The 24,475-nt window shown below is 52.4% G+C and carries 23 protein-coding genes; 20 read left to right on the forward strand and 3 right to left on the reverse strand.

All coding sequences use genetic code 11. From position 1 onward, the window contains the following. The first annotated feature begins 15 nt into the window (after positions 1-15). The 5 genes from typA (at position 16) to ACFVTB_RS17795 (ending at position 3,825) form a co-directional block, all read left to right on the forward strand. Positions 16-1,857 carry a translational GTPase TypA gene (gene typA / locus ACFVTB_RS17775; protein WP_387751831.1) on the forward strand — a complete coding sequence of 614 codons (1,842 nt, stop codon included), beginning with the start codon at positions 16-18 and terminating at the stop codon, positions 1,855-1,857. Positions 1,858-1,879: 22 nt separating this feature from the next. Further along, entirely contained in the window at positions 1,880-2,194 is a 315-nt protein-coding gene (locus tag ACFVTB_RS17780) for a YlaH-like family protein (RefSeq protein WP_387751834.1), read from the forward strand. Next, a complete protein-coding gene (locus tag ACFVTB_RS17785; protein WP_387751837.1) occupies positions 2,191-2,463 on the forward strand; it encodes a hypothetical protein in 273 nt (90 codons plus the stop codon). Before ACFVTB_RS17780 ends, ACFVTB_RS17785 begins: the two co-directional genes overlap by 4 nt. Before the next feature lie 20 nt (positions 2,464-2,483). Then, a complete protein-coding gene (locus ACFVTB_RS17790) occupies positions 2,484-3,566 on the forward strand; it encodes an LCP family protein (RefSeq protein WP_387751839.1) in 1,083 nt (360 codons plus the stop codon). Positions 3,567-3,645: 79 nt separating this feature from the next. Continuing rightward, complete coding sequence (locus ACFVTB_RS17795) at positions 3,646-3,825, forward strand: hypothetical protein (protein ID WP_387751842.1); 180 nt, start codon at positions 3,646-3,648, stop codon at positions 3,823-3,825. Positions 3,826-3,873: 48 nt separating this feature from the next. Here the strand turns inward: ACFVTB_RS17795 and ACFVTB_RS17800 are convergent, their stop codons facing one another. Beyond that, positions 3,874-4,413 carry a YhcN/YlaJ family sporulation lipoprotein gene (locus ACFVTB_RS17800; protein WP_387751845.1) on the reverse strand — a complete coding sequence of 180 codons (540 nt, stop codon included), beginning with the start codon at positions 4,411-4,413 and terminating at the stop codon, positions 3,874-3,876. A gap of 120 nt (positions 4,414-4,533) precedes the next feature. Here ACFVTB_RS17800 and ACFVTB_RS17805 point away from each other — a divergent pair, with 120 nt between their 5' ends. Both ACFVTB_RS17805 and ACFVTB_RS17810 read left to right on the forward strand, forming a co-directional pair. Further along, positions 4,534-5,865: a PhoH family protein gene (locus ACFVTB_RS17805; protein ID WP_387751848.1), complete on the forward strand. Its 1,332-nt coding sequence runs from the start codon at positions 4,534-4,536 to the stop codon at positions 5,863-5,865. Positions 5,866-6,098: 233 nt separating this feature from the next. Beyond that, entirely contained in the window at positions 6,099-7,388 is a 1,290-nt protein-coding gene (locus ACFVTB_RS17810) for an extracellular solute-binding protein (RefSeq protein WP_387751851.1), read from the forward strand. Here ACFVTB_RS17810 and ACFVTB_RS17815 read toward each other — a convergent pair. Beyond that, the gene (locus ACFVTB_RS17815; protein WP_387751853.1) at positions 7,378-8,475 is read right to left on the reverse strand and encodes a coiled-coil domain-containing protein; all 1,098 of its coding nucleotides are present in this window, start codon (positions 8,473-8,475) and stop codon (positions 7,378-7,380) included. The genes ACFVTB_RS17810 and ACFVTB_RS17815 overlap by 11 nt on opposite strands. Before the next feature lie 124 nt (positions 8,476-8,599). Here ACFVTB_RS17815 and ACFVTB_RS17820 point away from each other — a divergent pair, with 124 nt between their 5' ends. After that, the gene (locus ACFVTB_RS17820) at positions 8,600-9,763 is read left to right on the forward strand and encodes a class I SAM-dependent methyltransferase (protein ID WP_387751856.1); all 1,164 of its coding nucleotides are present in this window, start codon (positions 8,600-8,602) and stop codon (positions 9,761-9,763) included. 984 nt (positions 9,764-10,747) lie between these two features. On the opposite strand, the gene ACFVTB_RS17825 is transcribed toward ACFVTB_RS17820, so the two are convergent. Next, a complete protein-coding gene (locus ACFVTB_RS17825; protein WP_387751859.1) occupies positions 10,748-10,984 on the reverse strand; it encodes a DUF2626 family protein in 237 nt (78 codons plus the stop codon). Positions 10,985-11,259: 275 nt separating this feature from the next. Between ACFVTB_RS17825 and ACFVTB_RS17830 the strand changes: the two genes are divergently transcribed. The 12 genes from ACFVTB_RS17830 to ACFVTB_RS17885 all read left to right on the forward strand — a co-directional run bounded on the left by ACFVTB_RS17830 (position 11,260) and on the right by ACFVTB_RS17885 (position 24,421). Next, positions 11,260-11,910 (forward strand): RsfA family transcriptional regulator, encoded by a 651-nt coding sequence (locus tag ACFVTB_RS17830; RefSeq protein WP_387751861.1) that lies wholly within the window; start codon positions 11,260-11,262, stop codon positions 11,908-11,910. Positions 11,911-12,058: 148 nt separating this feature from the next. After that, positions 12,059-13,021, forward strand: a complete 963-nt coding sequence (locus ACFVTB_RS17835) for a ketopantoate reductase family protein (RefSeq protein ID WP_387751864.1) — start codon at positions 12,059-12,061, stop codon at positions 13,019-13,021. Between the two features lie 16 nt (positions 13,022-13,037). Next, positions 13,038-13,433 carry a DUF3397 domain-containing protein gene (locus tag ACFVTB_RS17840; protein WP_387751867.1) on the forward strand — a complete coding sequence of 132 codons (396 nt, stop codon included), beginning with the start codon at positions 13,038-13,040 and terminating at the stop codon, positions 13,431-13,433. Between the two features lie 274 nt (positions 13,434-13,707). Then, the gene (gene bshC / locus ACFVTB_RS17845; RefSeq protein WP_387751869.1) at positions 13,708-15,348 is read left to right on the forward strand and encodes a bacillithiol biosynthesis cysteine-adding enzyme BshC; all 1,641 of its coding nucleotides are present in this window, start codon (positions 13,708-13,710) and stop codon (positions 15,346-15,348) included. A 48-nt stretch (positions 15,349-15,396) separates the two neighbouring features. Then, the gene (locus ACFVTB_RS17850) at positions 15,397-16,659 is read left to right on the forward strand and encodes an adenosylhomocysteinase (protein ID WP_387751872.1); all 1,263 of its coding nucleotides are present in this window, start codon (positions 15,397-15,399) and stop codon (positions 16,657-16,659) included. A 183-nt stretch (positions 16,660-16,842) separates the two neighbouring features. Continuing rightward, positions 16,843-18,036 (forward strand): ornithine--oxo-acid transaminase, encoded by a 1,194-nt coding sequence (gene rocD / locus ACFVTB_RS17855; protein ID WP_387751875.1) that lies wholly within the window; start codon positions 16,843-16,845, stop codon positions 18,034-18,036. Continuing rightward, the gene (gene rocF, locus ACFVTB_RS17860; protein WP_387751878.1) at positions 18,033-18,965 is read left to right on the forward strand and encodes an arginase; all 933 of its coding nucleotides are present in this window, start codon (positions 18,033-18,035) and stop codon (positions 18,963-18,965) included. The genes rocD and rocF overlap by 4 nt, the downstream gene beginning before the upstream one ends. Positions 18,966-19,100: 135 nt before the next feature. After that, a complete protein-coding gene (locus ACFVTB_RS17865) occupies positions 19,101-20,138 on the forward strand; it encodes a DUF4349 domain-containing protein (protein ID WP_387751881.1) in 1,038 nt (345 codons plus the stop codon). A 129-nt stretch (positions 20,139-20,267) separates the two neighbouring features. Further along, complete coding sequence (mraZ, locus tag ACFVTB_RS17870) at positions 20,268-20,705, forward strand: division/cell wall cluster transcriptional repressor MraZ (protein ID WP_387751884.1); 438 nt, start codon at positions 20,268-20,270, stop codon at positions 20,703-20,705. 30 nt (positions 20,706-20,735) lie between these two features. After that, the gene (gene rsmH / locus ACFVTB_RS17875) at positions 20,736-21,686 is read left to right on the forward strand and encodes a 16S rRNA (cytosine(1402)-N(4))-methyltransferase RsmH (RefSeq protein WP_387751885.1); all 951 of its coding nucleotides are present in this window, start codon (positions 20,736-20,738) and stop codon (positions 21,684-21,686) included. A gap of 28 nt (positions 21,687-21,714) precedes the next feature. Further along, entirely contained in the window at positions 21,715-22,110 is a 396-nt protein-coding gene (gene ftsL, locus ACFVTB_RS17880; RefSeq protein WP_387752063.1) for a cell division protein FtsL, read from the forward strand. A 4-nt stretch (positions 22,111-22,114) separates the two neighbouring features. Then, a complete protein-coding gene (locus ACFVTB_RS17885) occupies positions 22,115-24,421 on the forward strand; it encodes a penicillin-binding transpeptidase domain-containing protein (protein WP_387751888.1) in 2,307 nt (768 codons plus the stop codon). Positions 24,422-24,475: the final 54 nt, after the last annotated feature.

The raw sequence follows: 24,475 nt of genomic DNA on the forward strand, positions 1-24,475 counted from the left end.
AGTGGATTACAAGTTATGCAAGCAAGAGAAAACATCCGCAATATCGCGATTATCGCGCACGTCGATCATGGCAAAACGACACTGGTCGATAAGCTTCTTCAGCAATCCGGCACGTATAGAGATAACGAAGCCATACAAGAACGCGCCATGGACTCCAACGAAATTGAACGGGAACGCGGTATTACGATTTTGGCGAAAAATACGGCCATTACGTATAAAGATTACTTGATCAATATCGTCGATACACCGGGCCACGCCGACTTTGGCGGCGAAGTAGAACGGATTATGAAAATGGTCGACGGCGTACTTCTAGTAGTAGATGCGTTCGAAGGCTGCATGCCGCAAACGAAATTCGTATTGCGCAAAGCACTGGAAAGCAACCTTACACCGATCGTTGTCGTCAATAAAATCGACCGTCCAAACGCCCGTCCTACGGAAGTAATCGACGAAGTTCTCGATTTGTTCATCGAGCTTGGAGCGAACGATGAACAGCTGGAATTCCCGGTCGTTTACGCTTCCGCTCTGAATGGAACGTCGAGCCTCGATCCGGAGAAGCAGGACGAGAACATGCAAGCGATGTACGAGACGATTGTTAGCCACATTCCGCATCCGACGGAAAATGTCGAAGAGCCGCTTCAATACCTCGTAACGCTGCTTGATTACAACGAATACTTGGGCCGTATTGCAGTCGGCCGCGTCAATCGTGGCGTCGTGCGTCAAGGTCAAGCGATTGCGGTCATTAACCGCGAAGGAAAAACAAAACAAGCTCGCATCGAGAAGCTGTTTGGCTTCCAAGGCTTGAAGCGGATAGAAATCGAAGAAGCGGGCGCGGGCGACATCGTTGCGATTGCCGGTATTCGCGACATTAATATCGGCGAGACGATTGCTGATCCGGCGCATCCCGAAGCGCTGCCTGTATTGAAAATCGACGAGCCTACGCTGCAAATGACGTTCCTCGTCAACAACAGCCCATTCGCGGGCCGAGAAGGCAAATGGGTCACTTCCCGCAAGCTGCGCGAGCGTCTGTTTAAAGAGCTGGAGACCGACGTCGCACTGCGCGTTGAGGAAACGGACAGCCCGGACGCATTCGTCGTATCGGGACGCGGCGAGCTGCACCTTGGTATTCTGATCGAGAATATGCGCCGTGAAGGCTTCGAACTGCAAGTGTCCAAACCGGAAGTTATCATTAAAGAAGTCGACGGCGTGAAGAGCGAGCCGTACGAGCGTTTGATGATCGACGTGCCGGAAGAGAGCATGGGCGCGGTTATGGAGAGCCTTGGCACACGCAAAGCGGAAATGGTCAACATGGTTAACAACGGCAACGGCCAAGTGCGTCTTGAGTTCATTATTCCAGCGCGCGGGTTGATCGGATACCGGACAGCTTTCCTGACGCTGACGCGCGGCTATGGCATTATGAACAGCGCCTTCGACAGCTACGGTCCGCTCGCAGGCAGCGGCGTCGGCGGCCGCCATCAAGGTGTGCTTGTATCGAGCGAAACGGGCAATTCGACGTTCTACGGCATGATGGGCGTAGAAGACCGCGGCATCCAGTTCGTCGAGCCTGGCACTGAAATCTACGAAGGCATGATCGTCGGCGAGCATACGCGTGACAACGATATTATCGTCAACATTTGCAAAGAGAAGCAACTGAACAATATTCGTTCCGCAGGCAAAGACGATACGGTGAAGCTGAAGACGCCTCGCCTGTTCTCCCTTGAGCAAGCGCTCGAATATTTGAACGACGATGAATATTGCGAAATAACGCCGAAATCGATTCGTCTGCGTAAAAAGATTTTGAACAAAAGCGAGCGCGAACGCGCCGAGAAGCATCGCAAAATGGCGCAATCGGGCGTATAAGGCGGTTTAGGAGGCTAAAGGCATGCAACAATGGCTGAGCGAGAATTATCTCGTATCCTATCTTCTCATCCTTGCGTTTACGATTTATATCTTTAATACGGTGTTTCGGGCCAATAATCAGAGGCTGCCGATTTTAAAGGAAATACTCGTCTATATTGTCATGGCGATCGGTTCGTTCGTCCTGATGATCTTGCAGGTCGACAAGCTGCCGATTATCCAATGCATGGGCATTGCTGTCCTTATGATGCTGATGCTTCGCGGCCGCCAGCTTTACGACAAGATGAAAAGCAAGCAGTCTGGCGGAAACGCGGCAAGCGAAGCGGAAGAAGCGAAATGAAGCTGGACGATGCCTTGTTTAATTGGCTTCAAATTCAAATTGTCGCAAGCGGCCGGCCGGATGACCGGGCGGCCGTAGACACGCTCGATTTTTTCTCGCAGCTGCTCGCTGAGGATCACGGCGTCACCTCGCTGCAAGTAACGAAAACGGACGAGACGATGGTTCATGTCCGTTACGAAAGGGAGGGTCGAACGAAGCTGCAGATGTATCCGCGAGAATCAGCGGAGCAGCTGCTGCACGATATTCGTTCCAATCCGAAATACAATTGAGACTTGAAGGTGAATGCGCGATGACTCAAGGTTCAGATAAGCTTCCTCCTCGCGGAGCGGCAAGAAGAAAAGGTTCTGCTTCTCCGTCGCCCGGAAAGCCCAAGAAGAAAAAGAAAAATCCTGTCTTGCGTGCTGTTTTGGGCGGTTTGCTGGCTGGTGTCATTCTGGTCGGCGCTTACTTTGGATATTTGGCATGGAAAGCCGATGAGGCAATAGGCAATATCGGGGAAGAAACGGTCGATAACATCAAAATCAAGCCTTCGGAATCGGTGAAAAATAAGGCGGTCAGCATGGTGCTGCTCGGGCTCGATTCCCGTCCGAAAGGTGGCGGCATGAATACCGACGTCATGATGGTGGCGGCATTCAACCCGAATACGAAATCGGCAACTGTCGTATCGATTCCGCGCGACTCTCTGCTTGTCCTGGACGGCTACGCCGATCGCAAGGCGAATGCGCACTACAACGCTTTCTATAATCAGAAGCTGAAAGAGCTGATTAAGGAAGGCAAATCGGCCAAAGATGCAAAGGTACCTGCGGAAGCCGACGCGAAACGCGCCATGAGCGACATGATGGGCAAATATTTCGGCATTGAGACGAAGTATACGGCCGTAATCAATTTCAAAGGTTTTACTGATGTCGTCGATGCGCTTGGCGGCGTTGAAGTCGACGTCGATATTCGGATGAAATACAAAGATACCTTTGACGGAACAGATATCGATCTGCAGAAGGGCCGCCAGCTGTTGGATGGCGACAAAGCGCTCGATTTCATCCGCTATCGGAAATCAAACGACGGCAAGAATATGTCCAGCGATTTTGACCGGAATAAACGCGAAACCGAAGTGATCGCTGCCGTTGTCGATAAAATGAAGTCGGTGGGAGGCATCACCAAACTCGGCGGAGTCATCGAAGCGGTTGGCGATAACTTGAAAATCAATATGCCTTCCAGCGAAATTAAAAATATGATGGCCGCCTACTTTGGCATCAACAGCTCCGATGTTCAATTTATTTCTCTCGAGGGCAACTGGAAGAGCCCTTACGTTTACTTGAACGAACCGAAGCTTGCTGAAGCCAGAGCGGCGCTGCAAGCAAAAATGGCGGAATAACCGTAGACTGTCGCATTGAAGATGGATATAATGGGATTACGGATGCCGAAATGATTCTCGACCAAAGGAGGTCATGCCGATGACCGATCCTATCGAAGCCATTGAAAAGCTTAAGCCGAGAAACACGTCGTCTGCGGAGTCCTCTGCGGCAGACGGGCGGATGGGTGCGCTTGCGCCTTCTGAGATGTCCGTGTCTGGTCGTTCTCATACGTTCCGCGTACCGGTTGGACAAGTGCCGGACGCCATAAAGAAAGCCTAGTGATCATTTCACTAGGCTTTTTGCGTTCTTAATGGCGTTACGCTTCCGTTAAAGCCGATTGGGCAGCTTAGGAGCCTGCTGCATCTCGGGCTGCATCGGTACGATTTCCCGCGGCACTTGCGGCACGATCCGACCGATAATGTCGGCCATCTCTTCGGCGAAACCGGAGATCGGCCTGCCGCGCCGAATGTCGGCGCTCATCTCGTTCAGTCTTTGCGCCATATCGATATCGGCCGTCACGATCGCATCGATGCCGTACGGGTCCTTATGAAATGCTTCAGCAACCGAATACTTGATCGTACCGACGCGTGAGCGATCGGTTGTGCCGTCCACATCGATGCCGACGACGGCCGTATTGCCGAAAACGACGCAATGCGCGCCTTTTACCCCTTTGATGCCCATGGCAAGCTGCTCGAGATGCTTCGCAACTTCATTGGAGTTTTTAATCTCCTTTTTTTGCGGAGCTGTCTGTTGGGCGCGAACGCCTTTATTATTTTGCGGAGAGGGTGATGTCTCGTTTCGGGCGACAGTGCTGCAGCCTGCCATAACAGCGATAATGGCAATTGACGCAATCCACCGTTTGTACATGTTGGCCACCTCGTCTTTCAATTCCTGATTGCAGGTAATGCTGTCCAACCGTAGTGTACCCGCAGTTCCGTTTGGCTATGTATGCCTTTCTATTGAACCATCTACGCCGGGAGGGTTTTCATGAAAAAAATATTCGTGCTCGATACCAATGTGCTGCTTCATGATCCGCAAGCGATCTTTGCCTTTGACGACAATGAAGTCATCATACCTGCGGTTGTATTGGAGGAGATCGACTCGAAAAAAAGGCTTGCCGACGAATTAGGCCGAAACGCCAGGTCTGTCTCCCGTCTGCTGGACCGGATGCGCGAATCCGGCCATCTTCATGAAGGTATCGTTCTTCCCGGAGGAGGACTGCTTAAGGTAGAGCTGAATCATCGCAGCTTCATCCGCGTACAGGAAATGTTCGGGGAGATGTCCAATGACAACCGGATATTGGCCGTTGCGCTTAACTATCATATGGAGCAGTTGGAAGCGGAGCAAACGAGCAGCGTCGTTCTCGTCAGCAAGGATGTGCTCGTCCGTATCAAAGCGGATGTACTCGGTTTAATGGCTCAAGATTACTTGTCGGACCGCACGGTATCGACCTCGGAATTTTACGCCGGTTACGGGACGTTGTTCGTTCACCCTTCCGTTATCGATGAATTTTATACGTATCGTTTCTTGACGATCAAGAACCTTCAGCTGGGCAGCAGACTGAACCCGAATGAGTTTATCATTTTGCGGGACGAGATGGGCACATCCAAATCGGCTTTGCTGAAAGTGAGTCAGGACGGCGCCAAGCTGGAGCCGCTTTACTTGAGCAACGACCCGGTGTGGGGCATTACGGCGCGCAACGCTCAGCAGAGAATGGCACTCGAGCTGCTGCTGAACGACGATGTTCCGCTCGTTACGCTGACGGGCAAAGCGGGAACGGGTAAAACGCTGCTCGCGCTAGCCGCCGGGCTTTTGAAGGTGGAAGACGAGCATAAATATAAAAAGCTGCTGATTGCGCGTCCGGTCGTGCCGATGGGTAAAGATATCGGTTATTTGCCTGGCGAGAAAGACGAGAAGCTGCGCCCATGGATGCAGCCGATCTACGATAACCTGGAATATTTATTTGATACAAAAAAAGCGGGGGATATCGATAAAATTTTGATGGGGCTTGGCAGCATTCAGGTCGAGGCGCTCACTTATATACGCGGCCGCTCGATTCCGGGTCAATTTATTATTATCGATGAAGCGCAAAACTTGACGAAGCACGAGGTGAAGACGATTGTCTCCCGCGTCGGTGAAGGCAGCAAAATCGTGCTGATGGGCGATCCGGATCAAATCGATCATCCTTATCTCGATCAGGTTAGCAACGGGCTTACGCATATCGTCGAGCATTTCAAGTATGAAAGCTTGAGCGGCCATATGACGCTTGAGAAGGGCGAACGGTCGCGGCTTGCGCAGTTGGCTGCCGACCTGCTTTAATCCATCTATGATGCCGTTCTTCGGTTCTCGCTTTATTTGGGAATCCGAAGAACGGCATTTTTCGTTTTGAATCCAATAATCTCATTTGGACAACATTTGGAAAAGTTGCTATTATAATTGTAATTGTTCATTTGCGTGAACGACCCGGTTTTTTCGCATGGCTTTCAAGCTGGTTGCGGCGCTGCTGCCTTTTCTGCTATTGGCGGCGCGCAGTAACATCTAGGAGGGAGTATGTGTCCGCGAGGAAATATTGGTTCATCTTGGCTGGGGCTGCTTTGTTGACCGTCATTTTATTTGTTCCGGGTACGAGCAATCCAGCTCCCGTCTTTACCAGCGAGCAAGGAGGGGGACCCGATTTCGTCCCTGCCGCACGTGAAGGAGCCGGCGAACAGGTGGACCGAATACTTGTAAACGTTTCCATGAGCCCCGAGGAATATATGAAACTGAAAGAAGCGAACAACCGATTTATGATGAAATATCCGAATTCGGTTGTACTCATTAACAATATCGAATCCGGCAAGGATGCTTACGGAAGCTGGAAGGAAAAGCTCCAAGTCGGAAATGCGCCCGATATCATGCTGATGGATAGCGGCTGGATTCAAGAGTTTGCCGTTCGCGGCTATTTACGCTCTGCAGACGGCTCGGCCATCGCCGATACGTTGTCAAACCAGCCCGTCAAGCTGCTGTCTCCGCTCAAGTGGAACGGATACCTATGGGGCATTCCTTACGATGCCGATCCCTATTTGCAAGTTTGGAACCGGTCGAAGCTGGAGGAGGAAGGGCTGCGGGAGCCGCCTGCGGACTGGACGCTTTACCAATCGCTCGTACAAAAGATGCAAGCTGCCGATCCGGAGCTTGTGCCGATCCACTTGACTCCAGGCAATCTCGATCAATTGCTGTTCTGGTTGGACAGCTGGCCGTCAGGGGGCGGTAAGGACGCTGCTTATATGACTTCCGGCTCCGCCAAGGCGAAAGAGGAACAGCTTCGCTGGCTCACCGCAATTGCAGGATGGGGCGGAACGACCCCGCCGCAGCCGGTGAATCGGCTGTTCGTCGGATCCGAGATGGAACGCCGGAAGCAGCTTTCGACGGTCATCCGCTGGTCCGACTACCGGGCATTGTCTGAGAGGGAGCAAAATAAGCTGGTCTTAGACAAATCGGGTCTTCGCCATCCTTGGCTGAACGGCAGAAGCTTTGCGGTATCGGCCGCTTCCGAGCAGCCGTTCATCGCCTTCTCCTGGATCAAAGAAATGCTCAGTGCGACCGTGCAAGAACAAAATTATCAACTGTCGGGCCGGCTACCGGCTAACAATTTATTGTACGGATTGACGGAAAGCGGCGGCTATAGCTCGAATAGGCCGCTGCCGCCATCCTGGTGGCTGCCGCTGCTCAATGACGACACGGCGGAGCCGGCGCCGGGACCGGCGTGGCAAAGCCAACGAGGGCATTGGGAAGAGCAATGGCGCCGGCTTAGCTCCGGCGCCATCGATGCCGAGCTGTTCCTCGACTCGCTTATAAACTGATTTTTAAGAGCACGGTCAATTCGCCGTCCTCGATCGTTACTTCCTTTGCTTTCAAAAACGAGATGATTAGACCCGGATAAAAGCCGAGATCGAAGCGGTTTTCGAGATCACGCCTCGTTGTATCCGGCAGCGCGAAACCATTAAAGCGAAGATCGTCTACATGGAAGATAAGGCCGTTTTGCGGCTTGTCTTCCACGGTATAATGACCGGAAATGCTGAGCTCCATACCGTCTCGTGTTCCTTGAGCGGTCACTTTGCCGTCCTTGAAGACGAAGGCGAACGACTCGAAACGAGGGTCCTGCTCGCGCAGAAATTGGTTCAGCGAGTCTTCGGGAATATGCAGCGTATAATTGAATCCGTCTATTTCAAGCATTTCTTTGTTGTCCTGCACCCACTTGGGCAGCGCGCCCATCGCTTTCGATAATGCGCTGAAGTACAGCTCGACCTCACGGAGGCCGGCGGTTTCCCAATAATCGGTTAGTTCCTTCATCATAAGACGCAGCCGTTCCGCATCAGATCGGCCCGCCAGCTCGCCGTCAATCTGCTTCTCGAGCGCCAGCACTCTTTCTCTTTGCGTTCGTAATTTGCCTTCGGTCTCCTCGAGAGCGCTTCTTTTTGCTTCCAGTTCATCCTGCTGTTTTCGGATTAAGGCGTAACCCGCCTTATAATCGTTTAAAATCGCTTTATCATGGCTGAAAATGATGTCGATGTAGTCCAAAATAGCCAAAAAATCAGCTAAGGAACGGAATTGCAGCAGCGCGCGCAGCAGCATGTCGCGCTCGCCCATATAGTAGGCGCGAAGCACCTTGCCGGCTTCCTCGCGCTTTTGTTCGATTTGGTTTTCTTGTTGCTGAAGTCGTTTGCCGATTTGTTCAAGATCGCTTTCGATCGCCGTTTTTTGGCGGCCGATGCGTTCGATTTCTTTGTCAATTTCAACGAGAGACAAGCTTTTCTCCAGTAAATCCGCCATCCGTTCGTCCTCGGAAGGGGTAGGCTCGGCTGTAACGGGGGGCGCCACTGACACCAGCAAACAGACGATAAGCAGAATTAGAATCATTTTGCCGTCGTTAAACGTTCGGATCGTCACATGCCGCCTCCTCTCTGACGAACGTCTCTGCTAGGCCTGTACAGCTATCATTGTATGCGGCGATTCAATCTATTATATCTTATAGGGTTGGAAAGTTTAAGCGAAAAAGGAGAGCGGCTTGCACATGGAGGAAGAGAACGGGCTGGTCGTCCGAATTAGGGCGGAGATCCTCGAATCAAGTCCCCATAGCGGTTGGCAGCGGGGGAAAGCGGGAGAGAAACGGGACGTACGCTGCATGACTTTTGAACGGTATATGTCTTTATGCCTCTATGACGAGCGGGACGGTTACTATCGATCCGGACAGCCGCGTACTGGGAGGCAGGGGGACTTTTATACGAGTCCGGCGGTGGGGGCGGTCATGGCCTCATGCGTCGCCGAAGCGTTCGGTCGGTACGCGGAGACTTGCGGCGAGCCGGTTCAAGCCATTGAATGGGGAGTGGGAGATGGGCGGCTAAGCCTGCAGCTCTTTGATCTTTGGGCGGAATCCGGCTCCTCTGCGCGGCCATACCGCCAGCTGCTGATCGAGGATCATCCGGGTCATGTCGAGGCTGCCAAGAACGGCTTCGTCCATCGTGGAGCTTCTCCGGCAGCTGTACTCTATCGCACATCGAGGCAAATCGTTCATGAGTTCGATGAACTGTTTGGCGGGCATTGCGTTTTTCTCTTGGCCAACGAGCTGCTTGACGCTTTTCCAGTTCATCGCGTACAGCGGTTGGATGGAGAACTCGTCGAGCTGGGAGTGACCGTCACTGAAGACGGCGGATTCAATTATGCGTTTATGCCTCTCTCTGAACCGGAAATTGCGATTACGCTCGAACGGGACGGCATTTCTCTGAAGGAAGGCCAGCAGACAGAGGTGGCGCTTGCGGCGTGTCGTTGGATCGGAGAGCTCGGACGATTAAAGCGTGGAAGGCTGCTGCTGATTGATTACGGTCACGAAGCCGAGGAGTATGCGGCGCCGCATCGGATGCTTGGCACGTTGTTGTGCTATTCAGGGCATCGTGCGACGGACGAGCCGTTCCGGCATCCAGGGCGGCAGGATATGACCGCACATGTGCCCTTTACATCGATTCGCCGCGCAGCGGAGCGCTCCGGCTTCCGCGTCGTTTATTATGAGACGCAAAAACGTTTTCTTGCCGACTATGGCGCCCTTGAACGGCTGCGAGACCACAGCGATGCCGACCCGTTCAGCGAAGCGGCCAGAACGAACCGGGCGATCCGCCAGCTGCTGCTCAGCGACGGAATGAGCGAGACGTTCAAGGTGATGATACTGGACAAAGTAGAATAAGAACAGCATGAAAAAGCGGGCTCTAGCTGAACCGCTTTTTCGTGCTGTCGAGAGTATGGCTCGAGGGGATATTTGAATTTTTAGTAGTGAATTTCTTCCCGTATAGATCCAAGTCATTTATATCTATTCAACGTGCGGGGTTTCGCATCATGACGGCGGTTGACCGACCATACTATTCAAAGGGGTAAAGGCGCATCCTGCTATATACGGCGATCGGGCGACCACGCTTTTCAAAGATGCAAAGGCGCATCCTGCTGTAAGACAGTTTCAAGCGCTCTGTCCAAGGGGAAATTGATCTTTTAGCGTGGGCAGTGCTGATTTTGTGTGACGGATCCCCATCATTAAAGCAAGTAGCTTACGGTTAAGACGACGATAACTGCTATTTGCAGTTTCATAAGAATAGCTGCATTGCAGGTTCGTCGAACAAAATAATGATTGCTGCCGTCGAAGAGCAACGTCGCTGCGGCTGTTTGCGGGACGTCACGGGGGAATAGCTGCATTTTTGCAGTTATTCCTTTGCTTTTTGAGCTAAATAACAGAATAACTGCAAAAATGCAGCTATTTTAAGAGTAATCTTCCCGTTTGTGGTGTGAGGTAGGGAATAACTGCTTTTATGCAGTTATTTCCTTGAAACATAGTTGAATAATAGAAAATAACTGCCATTTAGCAGTTATTTCGAATCAAACTTAAAATCAGAGCATGACTGAAAAGGAGTGAACAGCGAAGGGGCAGAGGGATTCTGGAGAAACGAAAGTGTTCGATTTTAAAGCCAGATTCCTACCGCAAACATCTATAAATAATGGAATCAGGCTTGAACGGCGATCGGAAGAACCCTCTTCCCCGCAGCGCTTCCCCTCACTTAAAGTCAAGCACTGATTTCGGCTTTTTAGCCGGTATTTCAAAGCGAGAAATTAAAAAAGCGACCCCTGAGGGTCGCTTTTTATTTGTGTTACATGTCCGCCGATGGGCGGATTCAGGAGCCGATTAGAACGGCATTCCCATTTTAAATACGGTCCAATACGTAAAGCCTACGAACGAAATGATCATATATCCCCAAAACATCATTATGTACGTTCTTTCCGTAAAGTTCAAATAGCCGAAAAACGTGAATGCTACCGCTTGTGCGAAGAACAGAAGCGCGAATTCCGTCATATGACCTGCAAAAGCCATCAGGCCGATTACCAGCGTCCAAAAACCGAGTACCCGATACATGCGTGCCATGAAAACATCCCCCCTTAGCTGCGACCCGAATTTCCCGAATTTCTATTGTACATTATAACGTTTGGAGATAACAGTGTAAACAAGTTTACTGGCTTGTTTTAGAAATTTTTTGCATGTAAAGATAGCTTTCGCCTATAGTTTGCGCATGAAACGATGTAAATATGTATGAGTAATTCGAAAAATGGTTATACAAATTAGTATCCAATAGATTCTATGAACTCTACCAAGGGCATAGAGATAAAGTAAGCGCCTTTACGTTAGGAGGTTTTGATCGCATGACAGCAGTAAGACAAGATGCGTGGAGTCCGGACGACGATCTAATTCTCGCCGAGGTTACACTGCGCCATATTCGCGAAGGCAGTACCCAATTAGCAGCATTTGAAGAAGTCGGCGAACGAATCGGGCGGACTTCCGCCGCCTGCGGATTCCGATGGAACAGCTGTGTCCGCAAACGTTACGAAGAAGCGATTCAAATTGCCAAGCAGCAGCGCCAAAAACGCAGCTACTTGAAAAAACAAGCGATTATCGCAACGCCTCATGTCTCATCGTTAACCGTTTTCGACACGGAAGAACGAGCGTTTCGGACGGATTCACTGACAACGGAGGAAGGATTGTCCGTCGATTCAGTTATCCGGTTTTTGAAGCAGTTCAAATCAACCTATCAAGACGTCAGCCGTCAAATCAAATCGTTCGAGAAGGAATTGAAAGAAAAGGACGAGGAGCTTGAACGGCTGCGCGAAGAAAATGAGAGATTGTCCAAGGAAGTCAGCAGTGCGCAAACCGATTACCGGGCCGTCAATGATGATTATAAAACATTGATACAAATTATGGATCGGGCACGCCGATTGGCGGTGCTTTCGCATGAGGAAGAAGCAAAGCCACGGTTCAAAATGGATGCGAACGGCAATTTGGAACGAATCGAATAATAAGGAAAAGGAGCCTTTCTTGCACGTACGCTGCAAGGCGGGCTCCTTTTTCTTATTCGCGCGCAATGGATATTTATGCTAATGTTAATGCGAGAGACGTTCGTTTCATGGAAGGAACGAACGGAACGGTTTTTATGCGGAGGATAAGATGGCAGCGAATATCGGCATTGTTGGCGGCGGAGCGATCGGTCTGCTGCATGCAGCGAAACTGGCGTTAAGCGGCTGCCGGGTTACGGTGTGGACGCGAACGGAAAGCCAAGCATCGTTCATTCAAAGCGAGGGTGTCGAGCTTGTCCGAGACGGGCAGTTCTATCGGGTCAGAATGGACGGGCGATGGATTGAAGCCGATGCAGGACAATTAGAGGCGGAGTCGCAGGCGTACGACTGGCTGCTGCTTACGGTAAAGCAGAGCCATATAGACGACGAGCTGCTGAGAAACTTACGGGAGCTTGCCGGAGAAAGCACGCCGGTGCTTTGTTTGCAAAACGGGATCGGGCATATGGAAAAGCTGGAGCTTTCCCTGCCAGGAGCACCGCTTTTTGCGGGCGTTACGTCTGAAGGAGCCAAAAAACTTGGTCCCGCTTCGGTCGAACACACGGGCAGCGGAACGCTTTATTTTGGAGCTTGGACAGGCTCAAAAACGGAAAAAACGGGCCAAATGGGCGAAAATCGCCAAAATTTATTGATTAATGCACTAAAATTGGCAGGATTCAGCGCTTTTCTGTCGAATGAAATCAAAGATCGGATTTACCAAAAATTGCTGACCAATGCGGTAATTAACCCATTGACTGCGCTTTACGATATACCGAACGGGCTTCTCCCTCAGCACTCGGGAAGGCTGAAGCTTATGCGAAGCCTATATGAGGAATCGGCGGCTATTCTGGCGGCCGACGGCATGGTGCCGGACGAGAACGGATGGAACCGTATCCTGTCTGTGTGCGAAGCGACCTCGTCCAACATTTCATCGATGCTTGCCGACGTCAGAGCGGGAAGAACGACCGAGATCGATTGGATTAACGGAGGGCTTTCGGCAATCGCTCAGCGCAACGGCATTCGCTCTTCGCTTAACGATGCGATGACAGCCATTGTGAAGGCGATGGGCAGTACATAACGGGAGGAGCGTAACGATGGGCTTTATATGGGATGGCATTCGCAACGTGTACGCCATAATGGCCGTCATACCCGTCATTCCTTTCATTCTTATATATTTCGGCTATGGCGCGTACTCGGGTGACCGAAAGAAGGCGCTGCGGCTTGCAATGGACGTGACGACGGCTTTGCTGATCGGCTGTGTTGCCGTGTTATTCGACAGCTTGTTCGACAGCGGCTTTGGCATTTACGGCATTTTGCTCGTTATGCTGATCGGCGGCGGACTGATCGGAAATGCACAATTTCGCAAACGGGGAAATGTAGATGTGAAGCGTGTATTTCGCGCGATTTGGAGGCTGGGCTTTTTTACGATGAGCATGCTTTATGTTTTATTGATGTTCTTCAGCCTCGGAAAAACAATTTTGGCGGTATAGCTGGTTCTAACGCTTCTATGATGCGAGACGGCCGGACCGTCGCTTGAGCAGCCGGTCCTGGACCGGCTGTTTTTGCTTTGACTAAGGCGGCTCACATTGTGTACAATCAATTTGTTCGAATATAAGATTTTACATGAATCGTTTTATTATAAATGATGGGCTTATATTTTTACGCGCGAGCAGGCTTTCCGGTCGAGGATTAGGGAAAGCTTATCCGGTCATGTCTGTCTCACTTACATTACTTACGTAACTAACAGGAGGTACGGGCTTCATTATGTCGACAGAACACTATTCCTTTGCGAGCGCCCAACCGTTAACGGAGGCATATATACATCAAACCGACGAGCAAGCAGGCGCTTTGTACGGTTATCATCCAAGCAATGAGCAGGACTGGGTCAAACGTGTGAAGCGGCTGGACGAAATGGCTGGCAAGCGGGTCGCTGCCACCGAAATAGCCGGTGTATTAAGAAGCTATAACGAGAAGCTAAACGCTGCACCTGAAGCGATGGCGATGATCAGCGCAATCGCCGAGGGAGCCCCGGTTATCGTCGGCGGACAACAGGCCGGCTTATGGACAGGACCGCTAATGGTCGTGCACAAGGCGGTATCTATTATCGGAGCGGCGAAGTCGGCGAGCGAGCAGCTTGGCCGGACGGTCGCACCGGTTTTCTGGATTGCTGGCGAAGACCACGACTGGGACGAGGCGAACCATACGTATGTGCTGACGCAGGAGCAGGAACTGCGTAAGCTGTCCGTACAGCGTCCGGAAGGGGCGCGTACAGCGGTAAGCCGGACTGAGATCGACGCCCAAACCTGGGAGACGCTGCTGGCGGAACTAGCCGAATCACTGCCGCATTCCGAGTTCAAGCCGCAGCTGCTGGAGCAACTGGCCGCTTTGGTCCAGGACTCCCATTCTTTGTCGGATACGTTTGCGGCTATCTTGTCCTTGCTGTTCGGCAAGGAAGGGCTCGTTATTCTTGAAGCCGACGATCCGCAGCTGCGTAAGCTCGAATCGCCGATGTTCCGTACTCTGATCGAGCGGAACGACGAGTTGGAGCAAGCTTACCTCGCGTCTGCGAAGCGCGTGAAGGAGCTCGGATACGAGCTGCAGGCCGATGTCGTGCCAGGCAGCGCCAATTTATTCGTTTTTCAGCAGAGCAAGGGTGACGAACGAACGCTCCTGCATAAAATGGAAGGGGCATTTCAAGACCGTAAAGGAACGATTTCTTTGACGGCCGAGCAGTTGCTTCAATTGGCCGATGATCATCCCTGTCAATTGAGCAATAATGTGTTGACCCGACCGCTGATGCAAGATTACGTGCTGCCAGTGCTTGGCGCCGTTCTTGGACCGGGCGAAATTGCGTATTGGGCATTGACTGGAGAAGCGTTCCGGACGCTCGGCATGGAAATGCCGATTATTGTGCCTCGTATGTCATTTACGCTTGTGGAAGGCACGATTGCGAAAAATATGATCAAGTACGAGCTTAGCTTCGCGGACGTCGCGGAGAGGTTCGAGGAGCGGAAGAAGCAGTGGCTCGCAGCGCAGGATGAACTGTCGATCGACGACCGGTTCGCAGCGGTCAAACAGTCTTTTGTCGACAGCTACGGGCCGCTGCTGGAGCTGGCCACGTCGATTCAGCCGGGACTCGGCAAACTCGGCGAGACGAATAAGCAAAAAATCGTTGAGCAGATCGAATATTTGGAGTCAAAAACAAAAGATGCGTTTACGAAGCAGTTCGACGCTTCGATTCGTCAGTTGGATCGCATCGCATTGTCTTTATGGCCGAGCGGAAAACCGCAGGAACGCGTCCTGAATATGACCGCTTATTGGAACCGATACGGAACCTCTTGGCTGTCGAAGCTGCTTGAAGCGCCGTACGAACGGACGGGCGGGCATCAAATCGTACATTTGTAATTCAAAAGCATTCCAAAAATTTATTATATTTTATTGGGGAGGCCATTCATGAGCACAATTGAGCAAAGCATTATTCGTGATATCGCGCTTGCGCCGGAAGGACATTTGAAGATCGACTGGGCGAGCGCCCATATGCCGGTTCTGAACCGGATCCGTGAGCAATTTGAAAAGGAATTGCCTTTCAAAGGACTCAAAGTGACAATTTCGCTTCATTTGGAAGCGAAGACTGCTTACCTGGCCAAAGTCGTTCAAGCCGGCGGAGCGGAAGTAACTATTACGGGCAGCAATCCGCTGTCGACGCAAGATGATATTTGTGCGGCGCTCGTTGAAGACGGAATTACTGTATTCGCAAAGTACAATCCTACGGCGGAGGAATTCAAGGCGCTTAACGTCAAAGCGCTGGAATCGAAGCCGGATCTGGTCATCGACGACGGCGGCGACTTGGCGACGATCCTTCATGCGGAACGCCCGGATTTGCGCGTCAATTTGCGTGGCGGCGCAGAGGAGACGACGACCGGTATCATCCGTTTGAAAGCGATGGAGAAGGAAGGCACGCTGCAGTTCCCGATGGTCGCTGTAAACGACGCTTATTGCAAATATTTGTTCGATAACCGTTACGGAACGGGCCAATCGGTATTTGACGGCATCAATCGGACGACGAACCTGGTCGTTGCCGGCAAGACGGTTGTCGTCGTCGGCTACGGCTGGTGCGGTAAAGGCGTAGCGATGCGGGCGAAAGGACTTGGCGCGAACGTTGTCGTAACGGAAGTGGACGCGATTAAAGCGGTTGAGGCTTATATGGACGGTTTCCATGTGATGCCGATGCTGGAAGCGGCGAAAATCGGCGATTTCTTCATTACCGTTACAGGCAACCGCGATTGCATTCGCGGAGAGCATTACGAGGTAATGAAGAACGGCGCGATTTTGTCCAACGCCGGTCATTTCGACGTCGAGTTCAACAAGCCGGAGCTGGCGGCTCAGTCGACCCAAATTCGCAAGGTGCGTCATAACATCGAAGAATACAAGCTGAAGGACGGACGCAGCATCTATGTGCTGGCGGAAGGACGCCTAGTCAACTTGGCGGCAGGCGACGGCCATCCGGCAGAAATTATGGATACGACCTTTGCGCTCCAAGCGCTTGGTTTGAAATATGTGAACGAAAATTATCAATCGATCGGCAAGCAGGTTGTCAACGTTCCTTACGAAATCGATGAGCAAGTGGCCCGCTACAAGCTCGATTCGTTAAATATTGGCATCGACAAGCTGACTAACGAGCAGATTGCGTATCTGGACAGCTGGAAGGAAGACTAAGAGATTACGATCGTCACAAAATAAATAAACCGACAGTGTACGAGGCTGTCCCGGAAGGCCATTGCGGCCGGAAGGGACGGCCTCTTCTCGTATGTGACCCGTGAGGCGCTGGCTCGTGAACATGAATTAACGGAATGGGACGCGGGGTTGCCGCCGTACAATGAGTAAAGGAGGGATTTCAGCATGAAAAGCTCCGTCGATACGATCAAGCTGATGGACCGTTACGGTGCTCGCAATTACAGTCCGCTTCCCGTCGTGATCGCTCGCGCCGAAGGGGTATGGGTCGAAGATCCGGAAGGGCGCAAATATTTGGATATGCTAAGCGCTTATTCTGCGTTAAACCATGGTCACAGGCATCCGGCTATTATTCGGGCGTTGAAGGAGCAAGCCGATAAGGTCACGCTTACCTCCAGAGCGTTTCATAGCGAGCAACTCGGGCTATTGTCTAAGAAGCTGGCCGATTATACCGGGAAATCACGTATATTGGCCATGAATACAGGTGCCGAGGCGGTCGAGACGGCGCTTAAGGCTGCACGCCGCTGGGCTTACCGGGTGAAAGGCGTGCCGCCGGGCAAGGCTGAAATCATTGTATGCGAGGGTAATTTCCACGGCAGAACGATTACGATTACGTCCTTTTCATCCGAAGAGCCATACCGTGACGGCTTTGGCCCGTTCACGCCGGGCTTCCGCATTATCCCGTATGGCGACTCGGAGGCGCTCGCACAGGCCATTTCGCCGTACACGGCAGCCTTCCTCGTCGAACCGATTCAAGGGGAAGCGGGCGTCGTCGTTCCTCCGGACGGTTACTTGCAAGAAGCTTATGCGATCTGCAAGAAACAAGATGTATTGTTCATTGCCGATGAAATTCAGACCGGCTTCGGCCGGACGGGCAGGAAGTTCGCTTGCGACTGGGAGGGAGTAGTGCCTGACGCCTATATTGTCGGTAAAGCGCTTGGCGGAGGCATCGTGCCGATATCGGCGGTGGCCGCGGACGAAGATCTGCTCGGCTTGTTCGAACCGGGCTCTCATGGGTCGACCTTCGGCGGCAATCCGCTCGCCTGTGCTGTCGCCGTCGCCGCCTTGAAGGCGACGGAGGAGGAACGGCTGGCCGTAAGATCAGAGCGTCTCGGCGTCTATTTCAAGGAGCGACTCGCTTCGATCCAGCATAGCGATATTATCGAGGTAAGAGGAAAAGGATTGCTGATCGGCATGCAGCTTTCTGTACAGGCAAGGGCGTACTGCGAAGCGTTGTTTCAGATCGGAGTTTTGTGCAAGGAAACGCATGCAACGACCATCCGGTTTGCTCCGCCGCTAACAATCGAGCAAGAGGAGCTGGATTGGGCGCTGGAGAGAATAGAGGAAGTGTTTCGGCCATGAGCGGGGACAGCCATACAGCAATTAACGTTACGATCGTCCATGCGCCATTTGGAGCCGGAGCCGGCCATCCTGGCAGCGAAGCCGGCCCTGCTGGGCTGGCCCGGCTGGATGTGTCCGGCCGCCTGCGATCGGCCGGCTGCAGTATCGCAGACATAAAGGAAGCGGACTTGCCGGGGCCGGGCCGGGTGATGCCCACTCCGGAAGCGGCATCCTATTCGTTTGCCGTTCCGGCAATGAAGCATGCGGCGGAGGTGTTCGACGCGGGCCGAATTATTGCGCCGCTTGTCAGGAGGGCTGCCGACGCGGGAACGTTCCCACTGACGATCGGGGGCGATCACAGTATCGCCATCGGTACGGTGGCCGGGTTAGCGGCAGAGGGCCGGGAGATGGGCGTCATTTGGTTCGACGCCCATGCGGACCTGAACACCGAGGACAGCAGCCTCACGGGCAATATGCACGGCATACCGCTTGCAACTGCGCTCGGCCTCACCCGGCTGCAGGCAGGCGCTATATCTGCCGGAGCGGGAGAGATCAGTCCTATGCGGACCGTATTAATCGGCGTGCGGGAAATCGATCCCGCCGAAGCGGAGACGATCCGCAAGCTGGGCATCCGCTGCTTCGGCATGTCCGACATTCGGCGGCTGGGGATGAAAGCCGTCGCTGAACAGGCGCTTGCTATTGCTGGAAACGGCGCAAACGCCATCCATTTGAGCTTTGACATCGACAGCATCGATCCGGCCGAAGCTCCGGGAACCGGAACGCCGGTCGCGGGCGGCGTATCCTCTCGTGAAGCGAAGGAGGCGCTGGCCTTATTTGGCCGCTCATCGAAGCTGGCTTCGGCCGACTTTGTCGAGCTGAATCCGCGGCTCGATCAACAGTGGAGAACGGCTAAGCTCATGGCGGAACTCATCGAATCCTTATTTAAATAGAGAATAATCCCCCTATGTTGCAACATTTATCCATTTTATTCGTCATATAGGCGAGCGGGCGCAGCATCCGAGGTCTCGGTCTCTCGAATGGCGCTTTGTCTCGCGGAATGCGAAACAGAAAAAGGGGGATTTTTCATGCGTAAACATTTCGTTCTACTGCTGGCGGTCATATTAACCGTGCTGCTTGTGACATCCGGCTGCTCGTCGTCCAATCAATATGGGGGGAACGAGAATACAGCTGCAAGCACGTCTGATTCAAAGCTGTCCGAAGGCCAGACCGTAGCTGCGAAGAATGAAGTGGCTGAAAGAGCTGAGGGTGATGCAGGTGAAGCGAACACAAGTGGCGGCGGAGAAGGCGGATCCATCGGTAATATTGCGCCTGCAGCCTCATCGAGTGAAACCGGATTTAGCCAGAAGCTGATTTACAAAGCAAGTCTGACGATGGAGGTTGGCGATTACGACAAGGCGGTTACCGAATTGCGCAATGCCATTCATCAGAGCGGCGGCTACATTCTGCAGTTCCAAGATGAACAGTACAAATATGAGAAAGGGTCTACTTATACGATAAAAGTGCCGTCGGGTAATTTTACATCCTTCATCGATCGATTGGACGGAATGGAGCATAAACGATTCGAGCGGCAGATCGGAGCGACGGACGTCACCGAAGAATATGTAGATCTAGAGTCCCGGTTGAAGGCGAAGCTCGTCGTAGAGGAACGCCTGCTCGGATTTATGGATCAAGCCCAGAAGGCGGACGACCTGGTGAAGTTTTCGCAGCAGCTGTCGACTGTGCAGGAGGAAATTGAAAGAATCAAAGGGCGTATCCGCTACCTGGATCGCGGCGTTGCTTTTTCTACAGTTGAGCTAAGGCTGTACCAGACTTCCGAGCATGCCTACGACGCCAAGCCGACGCTTGGCAAACGCATGTCGAAGACTTTGTCGGCAAGCGTAGACACGATGGTTAATGTATTGCAAGGGCTGATGATTTTTATCGCAGGAGCTCTTCCAGTCGTCGTTTTCCTGGCTATTCTCGCTTCGCCGGTCATATGGCTTGTGCGGAGAAACAGCAAGTCCAAGCCCGCTCGGCCTGTGAGCGTGCAGAAAGAAAAGATAAACGGAATTCAAAACGATAAGGAAGCTGGACCGCCAGACGATCGGAACGATATCAGTTAACAGCATAAATTATTTTTCGAAAATCCTGCTACTTAGGCAGGATTTTTATTTTAGGTGGCGAACTACTCTATCATTGTGGGGGAAAGTGGTGTAAAGTGGTGGATATGGGGGAAAGGATGGGGCTGTCTCATGTTTATGGGTGAATACCAGCATAGCATTGACGATAAAGGCCGCATCATTATTCCGTCCAAATTCCGGGAGTCGCTTGGCGCTTCTTTTATCGCTACGAGGGGTCTCGACAACTGTTTATTCGTATATCCGATAAGCGAATGGAGCGTTCTGGAGCAAAAGCTCAAGTCGCTGCCGCTTATGAAGTCGGACGCTAGAGCGTTCACACGTTTCTTTTTTTCTGGAGCGACGGAATGCGAGCTGGACAAACAGGGAAGGGTAAACTTGCCAAGCCATTTGCGCGAATATGCCAAGCTTGACAAAGATTGCATGGTGCTGGGCGTATCCAGCCGAGTGGAGATTTGGAGCAAGGAAACCTGGGACGGCTATTACGAGCAGTCCGAGCAGACGTTCAATGAAATCGCCGAGAAGCTCGTCGATTTCGATTTCAACTTCTAAGGCAAACAACAAGAATGGGAGGATTAAAGCGTGTTTCAGCATATTACGGTACTCATGGAAGAGGCGATCGAAGGATTGGCCATCAAGCCGGACGGCATTTACGTCGACTGCACGCTCGGGGGCGCCGGCCATAGCGAGCGTATCGTTTCCCAATTGGGCGACGGCGGCCGTTTGATCGCTTTCGACCAGGACGACGCGGCGCTGGACAACGCACGTGTAAGGCTTGCTCCCTATATGGATAAAGTAACGCTGGTTAAAAGCAATTTTCGTTATTTGCAAGAAATGCTTCTCACGTGCAATGTGCCGACGAAAGACGGCGTGCCGCAAGTCGACGGCATCCTGTTCGACCTTGGCGTATCCAGCCCTCAGCTGGACGAGGCGGAACGGGGCTTCAGCTACAATCACGACGCGCCGCTCGATATGCGGATGGATCAGGACGGGGCTTTGACCGCCTACGATATTGTCAACGGCTGGGATGAGAAGGAAATCGCCCGGATCCTGTTCCAATATGGAGAGGAAAAGTTTTCTCGTCAAATTGCCCGCAAAATCATCCAAGCCCGTGAGGTGGCGCCGATTGAGAAAACCGGCGAGCTCGCCGAGTTGGTGAAATCCGGCATTCCGGCTGCGGCCAGGAGAACGGGCGGACATCCCGCCAAACGATCTTTCCAGGCGCTGCGAATCGCAGTGAACGACGAGCTTGGAGCGGAGGAAGACGCGCTGGAGCAAGCGGTCCGCTGTCTCGCTCCAGGCGGCCGCGCGGCAGTTATAACGTTTCATTCGCTGGAAGATCGGATTTGCAAGCAGTCATTTGCGAAATTTGTTGAAAAATGCACCTGCCCGCCCGATTTTCCGATGTGCGTTTGCGGGGCAAAAGGGACGATTCGGCTAGTCAATCGGAAGCCGATCATACCGGGAGAAGAGGAGCTGGAACGGAACCCGCGCGCGCGATCCTCAAAGCTGCGGGTAGCCGAAAAACTGTAATTTAAAGGGGGTACTTTCATTGGCTTATATGAACGGTAATTTGGCCATGCAGCCGAAACGGAAACCGGATCAGAAAACAGTCATCCGCGAAACGAAGAGAGTCGTTGTAAAAAGAAAGTCGTTGCCGACGCAGGAGAAACTGCTTTATCTTTTTTCCGTTGTTGTTGTGGTGGCCGTTCTTTGCGCGATTCTGATCCGGCAGACGCAAATATACGATATGAGCGTCAACATCAAGCAAATGAACAACGAATATGAGTCGATGAATGTAGAGATGATCGAGTTGAAGCGGCAGGTGGAAATGCTGAGCAACCCGGAAAGAATACGCAAGCTCGCCGAAGAGCAGGGGATGGCCGTCGCAGAAGACGCGGGCATTACCGTGAAGACGTCGGACGGAACCGCCTCCGCCATGAACGCAAATAGGTGACGCTATGCATAAAAGAATCCGATTACGCACGTTGTTGTTTGGAGGGTTCCTGACCCTCCTTTTTCTCGTTTTAATTAGCCGGGTTTTCTATGTTCAGGTCGTGAAGGGCGATTATTGGTTCGATTTGGCCAAGACGAGATGGTCGGCCCAAGAAAAGCTCGTCGCGCATAGGGGTAATATTACAGACCGCAACGGCAACGTCCTTGCAATGGATACGCTCGCCTACACAGTCGCAGTCAGTCCATATGCCATCAACAAGCTGGAGCTGTCGGAAGAAGTGGTAAAAGGGCTTCACGACATTCTCGGCAAGCCGGAGGACGAGCTTCGCAAGCAGATTAACGCCCAGAATGAAAAGGGCGAATTTTATAAACAGCGCGAAATTCGCAGAGAAGGCCTGAAAATCGACAAAGAAAAGGCCGACAAGGTCAAGGAATTTCGCCAAAGCTTGATCGAGAAGCATAAGCTGAAAAGCAACGTCGATGTTGGCATCTATTTGATGTACGATCAGAAACGCTATTATCCCCGGGACTCGCTGGCCTCTCAGTTGATCGGCTACGTTGATATGGAGGGCGAGGCGAAAACGGGCGTCGAATCGTCGTTCGACAAGCTGCTGCGCGGCGTCGATGGCGAACTGAAATATGAGAAGGACGGCAAGCGGATTCAGCTGGCGCGGGGCGAATTCGAGTACGTCGCGCAGCAGGACGGGAAAGATATTAAATTGACGATCGACTCTGAGATACAAGGCTACGTCGAACAGGCGCTGAAAGAGATCGTCAAGCAGTATAATCCGAAAACGGTGACGGCGATCGCGGCCGATCCGAAGACGATGGAAATATTGGCCATGGCCCATATGCCAACGTACAATCCGAATACCTATTGGAAAGCCGATTTCGACAATGCATACAACCACTCCATCCGGTCGCTGTACGAGCCGGGCTCGACGTTCAAGATCGTAACGCTCGCTGCAGCCGTGGAAGAGGGGCTTTTCAACCCTGGGGATACTTATCAATCGGGCAGCATTCGCGTCGACTCGAAGTCCAAGCCGATCAGAGACAGCAACAGAGTTGGTTGGGGCAGAATCTCGTATTTGGACGGCTTAAAGCATTCAAGTAACGTCGCTTTCGTCAAGCTGGGGTACGAGCAGCTTGGCGGTCAGAAGCTGCTCAGCTATATCAACAGCTTCGGCTTCGGTCAGAAAACGGGCATTCAGCTCAGCGGCGAAGCGGCGGGCAAAATCAATTTGAACTTATCCATTCCCCGCGATATCGCCAGCGTAACGTTCGGACAAGGTCCGGTGCAGGTAACGCCGATTCAACAGCTTACCGCCGTAGCGGCCGTAGCCAACGGAGGCAAGCTGCTGCAGCCGCAAATCGTCAAGGAAATTTATGACCCGACAACGAAAACGACGCAGACGTTCGAGCCGAAATTCGTCCGTCAAGTTATTTCGGAAGAAACTTCGAAGAAAGTCGGCGAGTACTTAGAGCAGGTCGTCTCTGACCGAGTGAACGGGACGGGCCGTAACGCTTATATCGAAGGCTATCGCGTTGCCGGCAAGACAGGTACGGCGCAAAAGACGGTAAAAGGGGTGACGGGGTATTCCCTGTCCAAGTTCGTCGTTTCCTTTATCGGTTACGCGCCGGTCGAGAATCCTAGAATCGTTCTGTATATCGTCGTCGATGAGCCGAACAACTCTTTAGCCAGCGGCGGCGGCGTTGCTGCTCCGGCATTTAAGGAGATCGTGTCCAAGACTCTGCGCCATATGGGCGTTGCGCCAAGCTACGAAGTCAAGGACAAGGATAAAGACAAGGATGGAATGGAAGAAACGAAGAAAGAAACAGTCAAAGTTCCGGACGTTCGGGAGCTGACGCTGTCAAACGCTAAAGCGCAGCTGAAATCGAGATCGTTGACGTTCGAAGTGGTGGGTGAAGGTTCTTCGATTGTGCAGCAGGTGCCTGCCGCGGGTACCCTAGTTCACCCGACTCAGCGCATTTATCTGATTACCGAACAGCGGGAGAAAGTAAAGGTTCCCGACTTGACCGGCGTTTCACTTCGCGACGCGGTCGAAATCAGCTCGGTGCTGAATGTGAAGCTCGTCATCGAAGGCGAAGGCTACGTGGTTTCGCAGAAAGAAGAGCAACGGAACGGAGAACGCGTGTTGACGCTGAAGCTAGAGCCTCCTCTCGGCTCGGACACGCCGAGAACGGAAGACGGCGGCTCTGACGAGGATGTGGAAGGAGCTGCCGGAGAAGGCTCGGACAGCGATTCTGCGAACGACGCGCCGGAGGGCGGCGATCCTCCCGCAGGAGAGTGACAAAGCTTGTTCTACTCCACGGTTGTCCCGAATAATCTGGGAATGAGCGGAGGC

This window comes from Paenibacillus sp. NPDC058071, assembly GCF_042885235.1.
Taxonomy (GTDB): Bacteria; Bacillota; Bacilli; order Paenibacillales; family Paenibacillaceae; genus Pristimantibacillus.

Coding starts and splice junctions, on each gene's coding strand:
- ACFVTB_RS17825 (WP_387751859.1), bottom strand. CDS start 10,984: ATGGCACGCATGTATCGGGTACTCGGTTTTTGGACGCTGGTAATCGGC.
- typA (WP_387751831.1), top strand. CDS start 16: ATGCAAGCAAGAGAAAACATCCGCAATATCGCGATTATCGCGCACGTC.
- ACFVTB_RS17785 (WP_387751837.1), top strand. CDS start 2,191: ATGAAGCTGGACGATGCCTTGTTTAATTGGCTTCAAATTCAAATTGTC.
- ACFVTB_RS17820 (WP_387751856.1), top strand. CDS start 8,600: ATGGAGGAAGAGAACGGGCTGGTCGTCCGAATTAGGGCGGAGATCCTC.
- ACFVTB_RS17850 (WP_387751872.1), top strand. CDS start 15,397: ATGAGCACAATTGAGCAAAGCATTATTCGTGATATCGCGCTTGCGCCG.
- bshC (WP_387751869.1), top strand. CDS start 13,708: ATGTCGACAGAACACTATTCCTTTGCGAGCGCCCAACCGTTAACGGAG.
- ftsL (WP_387752063.1), top strand. CDS start 21,715: ATGAACGGTAATTTGGCCATGCAGCCGAAACGGAAACCGGATCAGAAA.
- ACFVTB_RS17795 (WP_387751842.1), top strand. CDS start 3,646: ATGACCGATCCTATCGAAGCCATTGAAAAGCTTAAGCCGAGAAACACG.
- mraZ (WP_387751884.1), top strand. CDS start 20,268: ATGTTTATGGGTGAATACCAGCATAGCATTGACGATAAAGGCCGCATC.
- ACFVTB_RS17780 (WP_387751834.1), top strand. CDS start 1,880: ATGCAACAATGGCTGAGCGAGAATTATCTCGTATCCTATCTTCTCATC.
- rocF (WP_387751878.1), top strand. CDS start 18,033: ATGAGCGGGGACAGCCATACAGCAATTAACGTTACGATCGTCCATGCG.
- ACFVTB_RS17805 (WP_387751848.1), top strand. CDS start 4,534: ATGAAAAAAATATTCGTGCTCGATACCAATGTGCTGCTTCATGATCCG.
- ACFVTB_RS17885 (WP_387751888.1), top strand. CDS start 22,115: ATGCATAAAAGAATCCGATTACGCACGTTGTTGTTTGGAGGGTTCCTG.
- ACFVTB_RS17830 (WP_387751861.1), top strand. CDS start 11,260: ATGACAGCAGTAAGACAAGATGCGTGGAGTCCGGACGACGATCTAATT.
- rocD (WP_387751875.1), top strand. CDS start 16,843: ATGAAAAGCTCCGTCGATACGATCAAGCTGATGGACCGTTACGGTGCT.
- ACFVTB_RS17835 (WP_387751864.1), top strand. CDS start 12,059: ATGGCAGCGAATATCGGCATTGTTGGCGGCGGAGCGATCGGTCTGCTG.
- ACFVTB_RS17865 (WP_387751881.1), top strand. CDS start 19,101: ATGCGTAAACATTTCGTTCTACTGCTGGCGGTCATATTAACCGTGCTG.
- ACFVTB_RS17800 (WP_387751845.1), bottom strand. CDS start 4,413: ATGTACAAACGGTGGATTGCGTCAATTGCCATTATCGCTGTTATGGCA.
- ACFVTB_RS17840 (WP_387751867.1), top strand. CDS start 13,038: ATGGGCTTTATATGGGATGGCATTCGCAACGTGTACGCCATAATGGCC.
- ACFVTB_RS17790 (WP_387751839.1), top strand. CDS start 2,484: ATGACTCAAGGTTCAGATAAGCTTCCTCCTCGCGGAGCGGCAAGAAGA.